The organism is Rubrivirga sp. SAORIC476, from assembly GCF_002283555.1.
Taxonomy (GTDB): Bacteria; Bacteroidota; Rhodothermia; order Rhodothermales; family Rubricoccaceae; genus Rubrivirga.
In genome coordinates this window covers 13391-27745 of sequence record NZ_MVOI01000009.1, presented here as the reverse complement: position 1 = coordinate 27745, position 14355 = coordinate 13391, and the positions used below count along the sequence as shown (strand labels likewise).

Here is a 14355-nt window from a genome sequence, read left to right as displayed (position 1 = left end):
TCGAGATGGTGATGCCGGGCGACAACACGCAGTTCACGGTGGACCTGATCCAGCCCGTGGCGATGGAGCAGGGCCTTCGGTTCGCCATCCGCGAGGGTGGCCGGACGGTCGGCGCCGGCGTCGTCTCCAAGATCCTCGACTAACGCACACACGCAGTGAGTGGCAGGTGGGACCTTCTACGTCCCCTGCCGCTCGCGCGTCCCAACCTGCCACCATGGCGAACCAGAAGATCCGGATCAAGCTCAAGTCCTTCGACCACACGCTGGTCGACAAGAGCGCCGAGAAGATCATCCGCACCGTCAAGTCGACGGGCGCGGTCGTGAGCGGGCCCATCCCGCTGCCGACGCGCAAGAAGATCTACACCGTCCTGAAGGGGCCCCACGTCGACAAGAAGGCGCGGGACCAGTTCGAGACGCGCGATCACAAGCGGCTGATCGACATCCTGTCGACCTCGTCGAAGACCGTCGATGCCCTGATGAAGCTCGAGCTTCCGTCCGGTGTCCACGTCGAGATCAAGGTCTGATTCGTGCGGCCGATCGTCGGTCGCATTCTCTTTTCCGCTTAACTAACCCCCCGGTTCAATGAGCGCACTCCTCGGCCGCAAGGTCGGAATGACGAGTGTCTTCGACGAGTCCGGCCGCCAGACGGTGGTCACGGTCATCGAAGCCGGCCCCTGCGCCGTCACGCAGGTCAAGACGCCTGAGACGGATGGCTACTCCGCCATCCAGCTCGGCTTCCAGGACAAGAAGGAAAGCCGCACCACGAAGGCCCTCCAGGGTCACTTCGAGGCCGCAGGCGTCTCCCCCAAGAAGCACGTCGTCGAGTTCCGGGACTCCGGCCTCGACGTGTCGCTGGGCGACGAGATCACCGTCGACGTGTTCGCCGAGGGCGACCGTGTGCAGATCTCGGGCGTGTCCAAGGGCAAGGGCTTCCAGGGCGTCGTGAAGCGTCACAACTTCAAGGGCGTCGGCGATGCCACGCACGGACAGCACAACCGTCAGCGAGCCCCGGGCTCGATCGGTCAGGCGTCCGACCCGTCTCGCGTGTTCAAAGGCACTAAGATGGCCGGCCGTACGGGCGGGGAGCGGGTGACGCAGTCCAACATCCGCGTCGTCCGCACCTTCCCGGACAACAACCTGATCCTGGTCAAGGGCGCCGTGCCCGGTCACAAGAACGGGATCGTCGAGATCCGCCGAGCCTAGATCCATGAAACTGACTGTCTACACCCGCGACGGGGCCGAGGCCGGCCGCACGGTCGAGCTCGACGAGGCCATCTTCGGCCTGGAGCCGAACGACCACGCCATCTGGCTCGATGTCCGCGCGATCCAGGCGCACAAGCGCCAGGGCACCCACAAGACGAAGGAGCGCAGCGAGGTCTCGAAGTCTCGCCGCAAGCTGTACCGCCAGAAGGGGACGGGCAACGCCCGCGCCGGTGATGCCAAGAGCCCGCTCCGTAAGGGCGGCGGCACCATCTTCGGCCCCCGCCCGCACGAGTACAAGCTCCGCATCAACCAGAAGACGAAGCAGCTCGCCCGCCGCAGCGCGATCAAGTACAAGATCGACGGCGACGCCTTCCGCATCATCGAGACGGTGACGCTGGACGCGCCCAAGACGCGCGAGATTGCTGGAATGCTGAAGAGCAACGGGATCGCCGGCAAGGCGCTCGTGCTCACCAACGGCATCGACGACATCTTCTACCGCTCCGCCCGCAACCTCCCCGGGGTCACTGTCTGCCCGGCCGACCAGGCCTCGACGCTCGACCTGATGAACGCCAAGACGATCCTCCTCCAGGAGGGTGCGGTCGAGGTGCTCACGGAGGCGCTGCGCCCGGCCGTGAAGGCCTCGGCCGCGGCCTCGACCGCCCCTGAGGGCGACAACGCCTAGGACCCATGAGCCAGATCATCCTCGCACCGGTCCTGACCGAGAAGTCGACGCGCCTCTCTTCGGAGGGCGCGCACTACACCTTCCGCGTCAAGAAGACCGCCAACAAGCTCGAGATCCGCAAGGCCATCGAGGACCGTTACCCTGACATCGAGGTCAAGGAGGTCCGCACGATGGTCGTCCGCGGCAAGCGCCGCCGTCAGATGACGAAGAAGGGCCTCGTCCAGGGCCGTCAGGCCGGCTGGAAGAAGGCCATCGTCACGCTGAAGGCTGGCGAGATCGACTTCTACGAATCCGTTTAACCAACGAGGCGCAAAGCCGGCGGTCGCCGTCGGCAGGTAGGCCTCCTCACACCATGGCAATCCGTAAGCTCAAGCCGACCACACCGGGTCAGCGGCATCGCTCGGTCTCCGCCTTCGACACGATCACGAAGTCGGAGCCGGAGAAGAGCCTGCTCGACACGTGGAAGCGGTCCGGCGGCCGAAACAACAACGGTCGCAAGACCTCCCGCCACCGTGGCGGCGGCCACAAGCGCCGCTACCGGATCATCGACTTCAAGCGCAACAAGGAGGGCATCCCCGCCCGCGTTGCTGCGATCGAGTACGATCCGAACCGCTCGGCGCGCATCGCACTGCTCTTCTACGCCGACGGCGAGAAGCGCTACATCATCGCCCCTGACAAGCTGGAGGTCGGCGCGACCGTCATGAACGGTCCCGACGCTTCGCCCGACGTGGGCAACTGCCTCCCGCTGTCCAACATCCCGCTGGGCACCCAGGTGCACGCCATCGAGATGAAGCCGGGCAAGGGCGCGCAGATGGCCCGCTCTGCCGGGACGAGCGCGCAGCTGACGGCTCGGGAGGGCAAGTACGCCAACCTGAAGCTCCCCTCCGGCGAGGTCCGCCGCGTCCCGGTCGAGTGCCGGGCCACGATCGGCCAGACGTCCAACCCGGACCACATGAACATCGAGATCGGCAAGGCCGGTCGGTCGCGCTGGCTCGGCATCCGCCCCCAGACCCGCGGCGTGGCGATGAACCCGGTCGATCACCCGATGGGTGGCGGCGAGGGCAAGTCGTCCGGTGGTCACCCGAAGAGCCCGACTGGCGTCTACGCCAAGGGCTTCAAGACGCGCAAGAAGAACAAGGCGTCGAACAAGTTCATCGTCCGCCGCCGCAAGGCCAAGAAGTAACCCACATGGCACGCTCGCTGAAGAAAGGACCCTTCGTCCACTACAAGCTCCGCGCGAAGGTCGAGGAGATGAACGAGGGCGGCAAGAAGCGCGTCGTCAAGACGTGGAGCCGCGGCTCGATGATCACTCCCGACATGCTCGGGCACACCTTCGCCGTCCACAACGGAAAGCAGTTCATCCCGGTCTACGTGACCGAGAACATGATCGGCCACCGTCTGGGCGAGTTCGCCCCGACGCGGACGTTCCGCGGCCACGCGGGCGGCAAGAAGGACCGACGCCGATAACCAGTAGGGCGTAGGACGTGGATCGTGGGGACGCCCCGCGTACCGCCCCGAGCCCACGCACTACGAACCACGCACTAGCAATGGAAGCACGCGCCAAGCGGAAGTACCTCCGCATCAGCCCCCGCAAGATGCGGATCGTGGCCGACGTCGTCCGCGGCAAGAACGCCCAGCAGGCCATCACGACCCTGGAGTTCATGCCGCAGAAGGCCGCCGCCATGGTCCGTCGGGCCATCCAGGACGCCTACGGCAACCTGATCGACCAAAACCAGGACGAGCGCATCGACGACGACGCCCTGATCGTCAAGACCATCATGGTCGACCAGGCGCCGGTCATCAAGCGGTTCCAGCCCGTTTCGCGCGGCCGAGCCCACCCGATCCTGAAGCGGTCCAGCCACCTCACCGTCGTCGTCGGGACTCCCGACGTGAAGGCCGAGGCTTAATCACCCCCAGACACCAAAGACAATGGGTCAGAAAACCAACCCCATCGGCTTCCGTCTCGGTGTGATCCGAGGCTGGGATTCCAACTGGTACACGGACGGCTCCTACGCCGACAAGATCGTGGAGGACCACGAGATCCGTCGCTACCTCGACGCGCGCCTCAAGCGGGCGGGCCTCTCGCGCACGATCATTGAGCGGACGCCCAAGCGCGTCATCCTGACGCTCCACACCTCGCGCCCCGGTGTCATCATCGGCCGCGGTGGTTCGGAGGTCGAGAAGCTCCGCGAGGAGCTCAAGGCGCTCACCGACAAGGACATCCAGATCAACATCAACGAGATCAAGCGTCCCGAGTTGGACGCCTCGCTGGTGGCGCAGAACATCGCGCAGCAGTTGGAGGGCCGCGTGTCCTACCGCCGCGCGATGAAGCAGGCGCTCGGCGCCGCGATGCGCATGGGTGCTCAGGGCATCCGCATCAAGCTCGCCGGTCGTCTCGGTGGCGCCGAGATGGGTCGCGTCGAGCAGTACCTGGAGGGCCGCGTGCCGCTCCACACGATGCGCGCCGACATCGACTACGCGCAGGCCACGGCTTTCACCATCCAGGGCACCGCCGGCGTCAAGGTCTGGATCTTCCACGGTGAGGTGATCGGCACGCCCGACCTCTCGCCCAACGCGTCGGCTCAGCGCCAGCAGAACGCGGCCCCGAGCGTCGTCGTCGTGACGGCCGCGGTGGTGGGCGTGACGAGCGCGGCGGCGGTCGTGATCGCAACCGCGGCGGCGGCGGCGGTGGCGGCCGTGGTCGTGGCGGCAACAGCGGCGGCGGCCGTCGCTAACCGACCCTTCTGATAGCACCACTCTAGACTGAATTTGCCATGTTGATGCCGAAGCGGACCAAGTTCCGCAAGATGCAGAAGGGCCGCGTGAAGGGTCTCGCCCAGCGCGGGGCCCGGATCTCCTTCGGAGACTACGGAATCAAGGTCCTCGAGGCCGGCTGGATCACCTCCCGCCAGATCGAGGCCGCCCGTATCGCCATGACCCGCCGCATGAAGCGCGTGGGCAAGGTGTGGATCCGTGTGTTCCCCGACAAGCCGATCACCAAGAAGCCCGCCGAGACCCGCATGGGTAAGGGCAAGGGCTCGCCCGAGTACTGGGTGGCCGTGGTCAAGCCTGGCCGCATCCTCTTCGAGGTCGGCGGTGTGCCCGAGGACGTCGCTCGGGAGGCCATGCGTCTCGCGATCCAGAAGCTCCCGGTCAAGGCCAAGTTCGTCATCCGTCCGGAGGCGCAGCCCGTGCCCCCGCCGGCTGGCACCGCCGACGACCTCGTCGAAGCCGTCGACGCGACCGTCGTGACCGAGGACCTGACCAAAGTCTACGGCCTCGGTGACGTCATGGCCGAGCAGCTCGCCGGCGTTGGCATCGACTCCTACGAGGCGCTCGCCAGCGCGGACCTGGAGACGCTTCGCAAGGCCATCGAGGCCGACGGGACCGTCGCCCAGCAGTCGGTCAACGAGGAGACCTGGGCCGCCCAGGCTCGCTTCCTCGCCGACGGCGACTTCGACGGTCTCGACGAGTACGTCGAAGGTCTCCGCGAGGCCGACGGCAACACCGTCGACACTGGTGACGACGAGCCCGAGGCGGTGGAGCCGCCTCCGGCTGCCGAGTCGTCTGCCGAGGACGCCACCGACGGCGACGACGCGCCGACCGCGTAACCCTTCCGATTTGACCACCGGCCTCGGGCAGCCGCCCGGGGCCTTTCCATGCCCACCATGAAAGCCAACGAGATCCGCGACCTCAGCGAGGCCGAGATCCGCCAGCGGATCGCCGAAGAGCAGCGGGACCTCACGGACCTGCGCTTCCGGCGCTCTGTGACCGGCCTCGAGAACCCGATCGTGCTGCGCGAGAAGCGCCGCGAGGTCGCCCGTCTGAAGACGGTCCTGAACCAGAAGAAGGCGAGCGGCGAGGCCGAGGCGTAGCCCGCGTGAAGTCTCGGTAGGGGAGGGGGCTCAGCCCTGCTCTCCCCTGCCCCTTCACTCGGAGCGTGCCTATCCTCGACGTTCCCCGGTCGGCAACCCCCGGCCACGCGCTCCGGCGCATCTCCCGTAGTTGGTGGGGTCCCGGCCCACCAAGCGAATAGCAACCCGCCCGAAGGGGCCCATAGGCTATGGCTACTGACACCCCGACCGCCGATGCGGCGGTCGCCGAGCGCGGCGCGCGCAAGTTCCGCGTCGGCCTCGTCGTCTCCGACAAGATGGACAAGACCATCACCGTGGCCATCGAGCGCCAGGTGAAGCACCCCATCTATGGCAAGTTCGTCAAGCAGACGACCAAGCTGAAGGCGCACGACGAGACGAACGACGCCGGCACGGGCGACACCGTCCGCATCCAGGAGACCCGCCCGCTGTCGAAGACGAAGCGCTGGCGTCTCGTGGAGGTCCTCGAGCGCGCCCGTTAACCATCCCTCGAACGGGGTCGGCGCCTGGACGAACCGTCTGGAGCCCGGCCCGCACTCGGCACCCCAATGATCCAGCAAGAGTCCCGACTCAACGTCGCCGACAACAGTGGGGCCAAGGAGGTCCTCTGCATCCGCGTCCTCGGTGGCTCCGGCCGCCGCTACGCCGGTGTCGGTGACATCATCGTCGTCACGGTCAAGAACGCGATCCCCGGTGGGAACGTGAAGAAGGGCGACGTCTCGAAGGCCGTCATCGTCCGCACGAAGAAGGAACTCCGTCGCCCCGACGGCTCCTACATCCGGTTCGACGAGAACGCGGCCGTCCTCCTGAACGACTCCGACGAGCCCCGCGGCACGCGCATCTTCGGGCCTGTGGCCCGTGAGCTCCGCGACCGGCAGTTCATGCGGATCGTGTCCCTCGCCCCCGAAGTCCTCTAGAGCGATGCCCCGCACGACCAACAAGCAGAAGAAGCTCCACGTCAAGAAGGGCGACACCGTCGTCCTCACCAAGACGATCACGGCGCACGGCGGCGGTCAGAACGACCGGGCCAAGGGCCACCAGGCGCGTGTCCTGGAGGTGTACCCCAAGACGGAGCGTGTCCTCGTTGAGGGCGTCAACCTCCGGCTCAAGCACACCAAGCCCAACCAGACGTACCCGAACGGCGGCCGCATCGAAGCGGAGAAGCCGATCCACGTCTCGAACGTGATGCCCGTCGACGGCTCGGGCAACCCAACCCGCATCGGTCGCAAGCGTGTCGAGGACCCCAACACCGGCCAGAGCCGCTGGGTCCGCTACGCCAAGACGACCGGCGAGGAGCTCGACAGCTAAATCCCCTTTTGTCCACGAGGCCGCCCGCGCAACCGGTCGGCCCGACGACGCCCCTCCCATGGAGAACTACACACCCCGCCTCAAGGAGCGCTACCGCTCCGAGATCGTGCCGGCGCTCACCGAGCAGTTCGAGTACGTCAACCCGATGCAGGTGCCCCGCCTTCTGAAGGTGGTCATCAACAAGGGCATCGGCGAGGCCTCGCAGAACAAGAAGATCCTCGACGACACCCTCGAGGAGCTTCGCAAGATCACCGGTCAGCAGCCGACGGTGCGCAACGCGCGCAAGTCGATCTCCAACTTCAAGCTGCGCGAGGGCATGCCCGTCGGCGCCGCAGTCACCCTCCGGGGCGACAAGATGTGGGAGTTCGTCGACCGCCTGATCACGCTCGCGCTCCCCCGTGTCCGCGACTTCCGCGGCGTGCCGGACCGCTCGTTCGACGGTCGCGGCAACTACACGCTCGGGGTCAAGGAGCAGATCATCTTCCCTGAGATCGACATCGACTCGACGCCGCGCATCTCCGGCCTCGACATCACGTTCGTGACCACGGCCGACACCGACGAGGAAGCCCACGCGCTCCTCAAGGCGTTCGGGATGCCCTTCGTCCGCCGCGAGGCCCAGGTCGCGTAAGCGGCCACACCGACTCCAACCGAGAAACCCATGGCTAAGACCAGCGTCGTCGCCCGCGAGAAGAAGCGCCGCAAGACCGTCCAGAAGTACGCCGCCAAGCGCGCCGAACTGAAGGAGCAGATGCGCCAGCTGAAGACGAGCGAGGACTTCAACCCTGCAGACGCCCAGGCGATCGCGGAGCAGCTCCAGAAGCTGCCGCGCAACGCCAGCCCCGTCCGCCTCCACAACCGGTGTGCTCTCACGGGCCGTCCGCGTGGCTACATCCGGACGTTCGGCGTCTGCCGCAACGTGTTCCGCGAGCTGGCTGTCGAGGGCAAGATCCCCGGCGTCCGCAAGTCGAGCTGGTAGTCTCGTTCGGAGCCGAGAGAACTCGGCTCCGGATTTGACTCCCCATCTTCCATCCTCTAGCGGTCAAGCGGGCACCCCGCCCGAACTGGCCGAAGAACTCATGAGTGCAATCAGCGACCCCGTCGCGGACTACCTGACCCGGATCCGCAACGCCCAGAAGGCCCGCCATCCCTACGTGGACGTGCCGGCCTCGAACATCAAGCGGGCCATCACCCAGATCCTCGTCGACAAGGGCTACGTGGCCGACTATGTCAACGTCGAGGACAACAAGCAGGGTCTGATTCGGATCTACCTGAAGTACCTGCGCGGCGGTAAGCCGGTCATCCAGACCATCGACCGCGTGTCGAAGCCGGGCCTTCGCAAGTTCGTCGGGGCCAGCGATCTGCCGCGCGTGATGAACGGGCTCGGTATCGCCGTGATCTCGACCAGCCGGGGCGTGATGACCGACAAGGAAGCTCGCCGGGCCGGTATCGGCGGCGAGGTCCTCGCGACCGTCAGCTAACCCGATTCCACGAACGCGAGGCGCCGGGCGGGCGGCCTCACATCCCAGACTCCCATGTCCCGAATCGGAAAACTCCCCATCCCGGTCGCCGACGGCGTCACGTTCGACGTGACGGACAAGAACCTCGTGACCGTCAAGGGCCCCAAGGGCCAGCTCCAGCTCGCCATCGACCCTGACCTCTCGGTCGCAGTCGAGGAGGGCGAGATCGTCGTCACCCGTCCGACCGAGCAGAAGCGTCACAAGGCGCTCCACGGTCTGACGCGCTCCCTGATCGCCAACATGGTGCAGGGCGTGAGCGAGGGCTACACGAAGGAGCTCGACGTGATCGGCGTCGGCTACCGCGCCGAGGCCACGAAGGTCTCCGGGCTGGACGTGCTCGAGCTCGCGCTCGGGTTCTCCCACCCGATCTACTTCGTCCCGCCGGACGGCATCGACATCGAGGCCACGACGGTCCGCGGTCAGAACCCGCGCGTCAAGATCTCCGGCATCGACAAGCAGCTCGTCGGCCAGGTGGCTGCCAAGATCCGCGCGCTTCGTCCGCCGGAGCCCTACAAGGGCAAGGGCGTCCGGTACGTGGACGAGTTCGTCCGCCGCAAGGCTGGCAAGACCGCCGCTCGCTAATCCTCCCCGCCCGCCTCGGCGCTCTTCTCGGAGTTGCTGAGGCAGGCTGCTCCACACCCTGCGCGGCCAGACGGCCCCTCCGTCGGCCCCCAGCGCTTTCTCAACATGGCAAAGACCGCAAAGAAGGTCACGCAGCGCGCCCGCATCCGGCGCCGCATCCGCGCCAAGGTCTCCGGTACGCCGGTGCGCCCGCGCCTGAGCGTGTTCCGCTCGAACAAGCACATCTACGCACAGCTCATCGACGACGCCGCAGGCGTGACGCTCGCCGCCGCCAGCACCCGCGAGGGTGATGCCGGCATCGGCGTCGATGCGTCCAAGGCCGTCGGCCAGCGGATCGCGGAGCGGGCGAAGGAGGCCGGTGTCTCCGTCGCCGTGTTCGACCGCGGCGGCTACCGCTACCACGGCAACGTCAAGGCGGTCGCCGAGGGCGCCCGTGATGGCGGCCTCACCCTCTAACCCAGAATCACCCATGGCACAGCAGCAGAACCGAGGCGGTCGCGGGGGTCGTCGCAACGACGGGCGCGACAACGAGGCCAACCGGTCCAATCTCATCGAGAAGCTCGTCGCGGTGAACCGCGTCGCGAAGGTCGTCAAGGGCGGCCGCCGCTTCTCGTTCAACGCAGTCGTGGTCGTCGGTGACGGCAACGGCAAGGTCGGGCAGGGCCTCGGCAAGGCCAACGAGGTCGCCGATGCGATTTCGAAGGGCACCGAGGATGCCAAGAAGAACATGATCGCGGTCCCGGTGACGGGCACCAGCTCGATCCCGCACGCCGTCCGCGGCATCCACGATGCAGGCACGGTGCTGTTGAAGCCCGCCTCTGAGGGTACCGGCGTCATTGCCGGCGGTGGCGTCCGCGCCGTCCTCGAGTGCGCGGGCATCTCGAACGTGCTCTCGAAGAGCCAGGGCTCGTCGAACCCGCACAACCAGGTCTCGGCGACCATGAATGCGCTCAAGTCGCTTCAGGACCCCGGCGAGGTCGCCGCCCGCCGCGGCATCTCCATCAAGCAGGTGTTCGAAGGCTAGGACGCAGGGCGCAGAACGTGGGGTTGCCCCGCGCGGCGTGCCCGTCCTGACTTCTCCACGCACCACGCACCACGAACGATGTCTACTCTCAAGATCACCCAGACCAAGAGCGTCATCCGTCGGCCCGGCGATCAGAAGCGGACCATGGTCGCGCTCGGTCTCCGCAAGATCGGCACGACGGTCGAACTCGACGCCACGCCGCAGATCCGCGGCATGGTCGCGAAGATCTCGCACCTCGTCTCCGTCGAGGAGGCGTAGGGCCTGCCCCGAGAGGGGAGAGGGCGCTGGCCTCTACGAGCCAGCCCTTCATCGAAAACCGAATCCAGGATCGGCCCGGCAGCCTGCCCGGCCGGTCTATCTTTTCCGGGTGCCGCCATCGGCACCGCGCCGCGTGCGGCGCCTCGCGAGTCGGCTCTGCCGGCGATTCCAGCCTCCCATACGATGGACCTCAGCAACCTGAAGCCTGCCAAGGGCTCGACCAAGAACAAGAAGCGCATCGGCCGCGGCGAGGGCTCCGGCCACGGCGATACGGCCACGAAGGGCCACAAGGGTCAGAAGAGCCGCTCGGGCGGTGGCGTCCCGGTGTGGTTCGAAGGCGGCCAGATGCCGCTCCAGCGCCGCGTCCCGAAGAGCGGGTTCAAGAACCGCAACCGCGTCGCTTACGACCCGATCAACCTCGGTCGTTTCACGTCGCTCGTGGAGGAGGGACGTCTGGAGGCTGGCGCGACCGTCTCGCCGGAGACGATGAAGTCGCTCGGCATGGGCGGCAAGAACGGTCGGTACAAGATCTTGAGCACGGGCGACCTCAGCGTCAAGCTGGACATCCACGCGCACGCCTTCTCGGCGTCGGCGAAGGAGAAGATCGAGGCGGCCGGTGGCAGCGCTACCGTCGTCGCGGCCTAGGGTCAGGGAAGATCTCTGAACTCTGAACCCTGAACCCTGAACCCTGAACTCACATGGCCTCGGTCGCTGAATCGATCCGCAACATCTGGAAGATCCACGAGCTTCGGCAGCGGATCCTCTTTACGCTGGGCATCCTGATCGTCTACCGGCTCGGGTCCTATGTGACCCTCCCGGGCGTCGACGCGATCGCACTCCAGGAACTGGCGAACGCCAACCCGAACCAGGGCGGCCTCTTTGGCCTCTTCAACCTGTTCGTCGGCGGTGCCTTCTTCCGGGCGGGCGTCTTCGCGTTGGGGATCATGCCGTACATCACGGCCTCGATCATCATCCAGCTGCTCGGCGCGGTGTGGGCTCCGATCCAGAAGCTCCAGCGAGAAGGAGAGGACGGGCGCCGGAAGATCACGCAGTGGACCCGATACGGGACCATCGGCATCACGGCGCTCCAGTCGATCGGCTACGCGATCAACCTGCAGGCAACATCCGGGACGGCCATCGTCATTCCGGCCTGGGCGTTTACGGTCGTCTGCGTGATCTGCCTGACGGCAGGCACGGTGTTCGTGATGTGGCTCGGTGAGCGGATCACGGAGAAGGGGATCGGCAACGGCATCTCGCTGATCATCATGATCGGCATCATCGCCTTCCTGCCGCAGTCGCTCCTGAACGAGATGCCCCAGATCGGGGCCAACATCGGTCGGGCGGACACGAACATCTTCATCTTCCTGATCGAGCTGGCCGCGCTGTTCCTCGTGACGGCAGGTGTGGTCTACGTGACGCAGGGCACGCGGCGGATTCCGGTCCAGTACGCCAAGCGCGTGATCGGGCGCAAGCAGATGGGCGGCAGCACGCAGTACCTCCCGCTTCGAGTCAACGCCGCGGGCGTCATGCCGATCATCTTCGCGCAGTCGATCATGTTCATCCCGAGCACGATCGCCTCGTTCTTCCAGGAGAGCGCCTTCTGGCAGACGGTGGGCACTGCGACCGGCGACATCTTCGGGTTCTGGTACTCGGCGATGTTCTTCGTCATCTGCGTCTTCTTTACCTACTTCTACACGGCCATTGCGGTGAACCCGCAGGAGATGGCCGACACGATGAAGCGTCAGGGCGGATTTATCCCGGGCGTCCGCCCGGGTCGCCAGACGAGCGAGTTCATCGACACCATCCTGACGCGTATCACGCTGCCCGGAGCGCTGTTCATCGGCTTCGTGGCCATTCTGCCTGCCATCGCGGCGCAGTTCGGGGTCCAGCAGGGCTTCGCGCAGTTCTTCGGCGGCACGAGCCTGCTGATCCTCGTCGGCGTGACGCTGGATACACTGCAGCAGGTCGAGAGCCACCTCTTGATGCGTCACTACGACGGCTTCATGAAGACGGGTCGCGTCCGCGGCCGACGCCGATAGATGGCGATCGGGCGCATCCAACTCAAGTCCGACGCGGACGTCGCGGGCATCCGCAAGGCGGCGAAAGTCGTCGAGCGCGCACTGGCCGCGGCGGCTGCGCTCATCCAGCCCGGCGTTCCCACGCTCCGCCTCGACGAGGCCGCCGAGGCGGTCATCCGCGAGGCCGGTGGGCGACCCGCGTTCAAGGGATATCAGCAGGGTGGAGGCACACCTCCATTCCCGGGCAGCCTGTGCATCTCGGTCAACGATGTCGTGGTCCACGGCATTCCGAGCGAGATGCCGCTTGTGGAAGGAGACGTCGTGACCCTCGACTGCGGCGTCGAGCTGGATGGTTACTTCGGCGACTTCGCGTACACCTTCGCGGTCGGAGAGATCTCAGCCGAGGCGAAGGCTCTCCTGGATGCGACCCGCGCCTCGCTGTATGCGGGCATCGAACAGGCGACGGCAGGCAACCGCGTCGGTGACATCGGGTACGCAGTCCAGACCTATTGCGAGAGCCGAGGCTACGGGGTCGTCCGTGACCTGGTGGGGCACGGGGTCGGCAAGCGGCTTCACGAGCCTCCGAACGTCCCCAACCTCGGGCGCCGTGGCGTAGGCAAGAAGCTCCAGTCCGGCCTCACCATCTGCATTGAGCCGATGATCAACGGCGGCACCGGCGATGTGACCGTCGACGCGGATGGCTGGACGGTCCGGACGGCGGACGGAGCGTTGAGCGCGCACTTCGAACATATGGTTCTCGTGCAGCGCGGAGCCGCGGAGGTGCTCTCCTCGTATCACCTGATCGAAGCCGCGCTCGCGACGGCGCGCGGCGAATCCACTGCGGCTCCGGCCGCTGCTGTCGCCCCCGAGTCCTAGAAACCACCTGCGCTCCGGCGCTCCCGAATGGCGAAGCAGCCTGCGATCCGACAAGACGGCAAAGTCACCGAGGCCCTCCCGAACGCCCAGTTCCGCGTGGAGCTGGAGAACGGACACGAGATCCTCGGTCTCCTCTCCGGCAAGATGCGGAAGTTCTACATCCGCATCCTTCCCGGCGACCGCGTGACGGTCGAGATGTCGCCGTACGACCTCACCAAGGGTCGGATCGTCTACCGCTACAAGTAGCGGGTCCGCCGTCGCCATCTGCGCGAGTTCGGCGGGCTTTTCACGCCATCTGGGGGACTTCTGCGTCCGTCCGGAGCGTTCTTCCAGACCGGCCGTTCCCGGCCACCCCTCCAGCCTCGACACGACCATGAAGGTTCGCGCCAGCGTCAAGAAGCGGTCGGCCGACGACAAGATCGTCCGCCGCAAGGGCCGCATCTACATCATCAACAAGAAGAACCCCAAGCACAAGCAGCGCCAGGGGTAAGGAGCGGTCAGCGTTCAGGGGTCAGCGATTCGCTCGACCGGGACGCGCCCCTCTGACCGCTGATCACTGACAGCTACAGAACACTATGCCTCGAATCGCAGGAGTCGACGTCCCCGGCCGCAAGCGCGGCGTGATCGCTCTGACCTCGATCTTCGGGATCGGGAACAGCCGCGCCGAGGAGATCCTCGAGCGCGTCGGCCTCGACCAGAACACGTACCCCGATGAGTGGACTGAGGACGAGACCCGTCGCGTCCGCACCCTCATCGAGGACACGTACGTGGTGGAGGGCTCGCTCCGGACGGAGACGCAGCTCAACATCAAGCGGCTGATGGACATCGGCTGCTATCGCGGCCTTCGTCACCGTCGCAGCCTGCCCGTGCGTGGCCAGCGGACCAAGACGAACGCGCGCACGCGCAAGGGCCGCAAGAAGACGGTCGCCGGCAAGAAGAAGGCACCGCGCAAGTAGATGCGCCCGCCTCGGCGGCCTGCTGGGCCGACCGAGGCGCGCTCGTTTTTGCGAGGAGGG

General features: G+C 66.5%; 25 protein-coding genes and 3 pseudogenes. All 28 read left to right on the top strand.

Going from position 1 to position 14355, the window contains the following annotated elements; all coding sequences use genetic code 11:
* A pseudogene (gene tuf / locus B1759_RS16465) lies at positions 1–143 on the top strand (elongation factor Tu); the annotation flags it as partial.
* Positions 144–214: 71 nt separating this feature from the next.
* Complete coding sequence (gene rpsJ, locus B1759_RS16460) at positions 215–523, top strand: 30S ribosomal protein S10 (RefSeq protein ID WP_095516179.1); 309 nt, start codon at positions 215–217, stop codon at positions 521–523.
* A gap of 58 nt (positions 524–581) precedes the next feature.
* Positions 582–1202 carry a 50S ribosomal protein L3 gene (rplC, locus tag B1759_RS16455; RefSeq protein ID WP_095516178.1) on the top strand — a complete coding sequence of 207 codons (621 nt, stop codon included), beginning with the start codon at positions 582–584 and terminating at the stop codon, positions 1200–1202.
* 4 nt (positions 1203–1206) lie between these two features.
* Positions 1207–1884 carry a 50S ribosomal protein L4 gene (gene rplD / locus B1759_RS16450; RefSeq protein ID WP_095516177.1) on the top strand — a complete coding sequence of 226 codons (678 nt, stop codon included), beginning with the start codon at positions 1207–1209 and terminating at the stop codon, positions 1882–1884.
* A 5-nt stretch (positions 1885–1889) separates the two neighbouring features.
* Positions 1890–2183, top strand: a complete 294-nt coding sequence (gene rplW, locus B1759_RS16445) for a 50S ribosomal protein L23 (RefSeq protein WP_095516176.1) — start codon at positions 1890–1892, stop codon at positions 2181–2183.
* A gap of 53 nt (positions 2184–2236) precedes the next feature.
* Complete coding sequence (rplB, locus tag B1759_RS16440; RefSeq protein ID WP_095516175.1) at positions 2237–3067, top strand: 50S ribosomal protein L2; 831 nt, start codon at positions 2237–2239, stop codon at positions 3065–3067.
* Positions 3068–3072: 5 nt separating this feature from the next.
* Complete coding sequence (rpsS, locus tag B1759_RS16435) at positions 3073–3351, top strand: 30S ribosomal protein S19 (protein ID WP_095516174.1); 279 nt, start codon at positions 3073–3075, stop codon at positions 3349–3351.
* Positions 3352–3431: 80 nt separating this feature from the next.
* Positions 3432–3791: a 50S ribosomal protein L22 gene (rplV, locus tag B1759_RS16430; RefSeq protein WP_095516173.1), complete on the top strand. Its 360-nt coding sequence runs from the start codon at positions 3432–3434 to the stop codon at positions 3789–3791.
* Between the two features lie 22 nt (positions 3792–3813).
* A pseudogene (rpsC, locus tag B1759_RS20060) lies at positions 3814–4619 on the top strand (30S ribosomal protein S3).
* A gap of 39 nt (positions 4620–4658) precedes the next feature.
* A pseudogene (gene rplP / locus B1759_RS20285) lies at positions 4659–5060 on the top strand (50S ribosomal protein L16); the annotation flags it as partial.
* Positions 5061–5075: 15 nt separating this feature from the next.
* A complete protein-coding gene (locus B1759_RS20280) occupies positions 5076–5495 on the top strand; it encodes a helix-hairpin-helix domain-containing protein (RefSeq protein ID WP_255380565.1) in 420 nt (139 codons plus the stop codon).
* Between the two features lie 48 nt (positions 5496–5543).
* On the top strand, positions 5544–5759 hold the full coding sequence (gene rpmC / locus B1759_RS16415) for a 50S ribosomal protein L29 (RefSeq protein WP_198948966.1): 216 nt from the start codon (positions 5544–5546) through the stop codon (positions 5757–5759).
* Between the two features lie 188 nt (positions 5760–5947).
* Positions 5948–6238 (top strand): 30S ribosomal protein S17, encoded by a 291-nt coding sequence (rpsQ, locus tag B1759_RS16410; RefSeq protein WP_095516171.1) that lies wholly within the window; start codon positions 5948–5950, stop codon positions 6236–6238.
* Positions 6239–6304: 66 nt separating this feature from the next.
* Positions 6305–6673: a 50S ribosomal protein L14 gene (gene rplN / locus B1759_RS16405; protein ID WP_095516170.1), complete on the top strand. Its 369-nt coding sequence runs from the start codon at positions 6305–6307 to the stop codon at positions 6671–6673.
* A 4-nt stretch (positions 6674–6677) separates the two neighbouring features.
* Positions 6678–7064, top strand: a complete 387-nt coding sequence (rplX, locus tag B1759_RS16400; RefSeq protein WP_095516169.1) for a 50S ribosomal protein L24 — start codon at positions 6678–6680, stop codon at positions 7062–7064.
* A 58-nt stretch (positions 7065–7122) separates the two neighbouring features.
* The gene (gene rplE / locus B1759_RS16395; RefSeq protein ID WP_095516168.1) at positions 7123–7692 is read left to right on the top strand and encodes a 50S ribosomal protein L5; all 570 of its coding nucleotides are present in this window, start codon (positions 7123–7125) and stop codon (positions 7690–7692) included.
* A gap of 30 nt (positions 7693–7722) precedes the next feature.
* Positions 7723–8040, top strand: coding sequence for a 30S ribosomal protein S14 (gene rpsN, locus B1759_RS16390; RefSeq protein WP_095516167.1), 318 nt, complete (start codon positions 7723–7725; stop codon positions 8038–8040).
* Positions 8041–8140: 100 nt separating this feature from the next.
* The gene (gene rpsH / locus B1759_RS16385) at positions 8141–8542 is read left to right on the top strand and encodes a 30S ribosomal protein S8 (protein ID WP_095516166.1); all 402 of its coding nucleotides are present in this window, start codon (positions 8141–8143) and stop codon (positions 8540–8542) included.
* A gap of 54 nt (positions 8543–8596) precedes the next feature.
* Positions 8597–9163 (top strand): 50S ribosomal protein L6, encoded by a 567-nt coding sequence (gene rplF, locus B1759_RS16380; RefSeq protein WP_095516165.1) that lies wholly within the window; start codon positions 8597–8599, stop codon positions 9161–9163.
* Positions 9164–9268: 105 nt separating this feature from the next.
* Complete coding sequence (gene rplR, locus B1759_RS16375) at positions 9269–9619, top strand: 50S ribosomal protein L18 (RefSeq protein WP_095516164.1); 351 nt, start codon at positions 9269–9271, stop codon at positions 9617–9619.
* 13 nt (positions 9620–9632) lie between these two features.
* The gene (gene rpsE / locus B1759_RS16370) at positions 9633–10187 is read left to right on the top strand and encodes a 30S ribosomal protein S5 (protein ID WP_095516163.1); all 555 of its coding nucleotides are present in this window, start codon (positions 9633–9635) and stop codon (positions 10185–10187) included.
* Between the two features lie 78 nt (positions 10188–10265).
* Positions 10266–10445, top strand: coding sequence for a 50S ribosomal protein L30 (rpmD, locus tag B1759_RS16365; RefSeq protein ID WP_095516162.1), 180 nt, complete (start codon positions 10266–10268; stop codon positions 10443–10445).
* Between the two features lie 183 nt (positions 10446–10628).
* Positions 10629–11090, top strand: a complete 462-nt coding sequence (rplO, locus tag B1759_RS16360; RefSeq protein ID WP_095516161.1) for a 50S ribosomal protein L15 — start codon at positions 10629–10631, stop codon at positions 11088–11090.
* Positions 11091–11143: 53 nt separating this feature from the next.
* Positions 11144–12484 carry a preprotein translocase subunit SecY gene (gene secY, locus B1759_RS16355; protein WP_095516160.1) on the top strand — a complete coding sequence of 447 codons (1341 nt, stop codon included), beginning with the start codon at positions 11144–11146 and terminating at the stop codon, positions 12482–12484.
* Positions 12485–13339 (top strand): type I methionyl aminopeptidase, encoded by an 855-nt coding sequence (map, locus tag B1759_RS16350; protein WP_095516159.1) that lies wholly within the window; start codon positions 12485–12487, stop codon positions 13337–13339. It abuts the gene before it with no gap.
* Between the two features lie 27 nt (positions 13340–13366).
* Positions 13367–13585 carry a translation initiation factor IF-1 gene (infA, locus tag B1759_RS16345; protein ID WP_095516158.1) on the top strand — a complete coding sequence of 73 codons (219 nt, stop codon included), beginning with the start codon at positions 13367–13369 and terminating at the stop codon, positions 13583–13585.
* A 127-nt stretch (positions 13586–13712) separates the two neighbouring features.
* Positions 13713–13829, top strand: a complete 117-nt coding sequence (rpmJ, locus tag B1759_RS16340) for a 50S ribosomal protein L36 (RefSeq protein WP_095510537.1) — start codon at positions 13713–13715, stop codon at positions 13827–13829.
* 85 nt (positions 13830–13914) lie between these two features.
* Entirely contained in the window at positions 13915–14295 is a 381-nt protein-coding gene (gene rpsM, locus B1759_RS16335; protein ID WP_095516157.1) for a 30S ribosomal protein S13, read from the top strand.
* Positions 14296–14355: the final 60 nt, after the last annotated feature.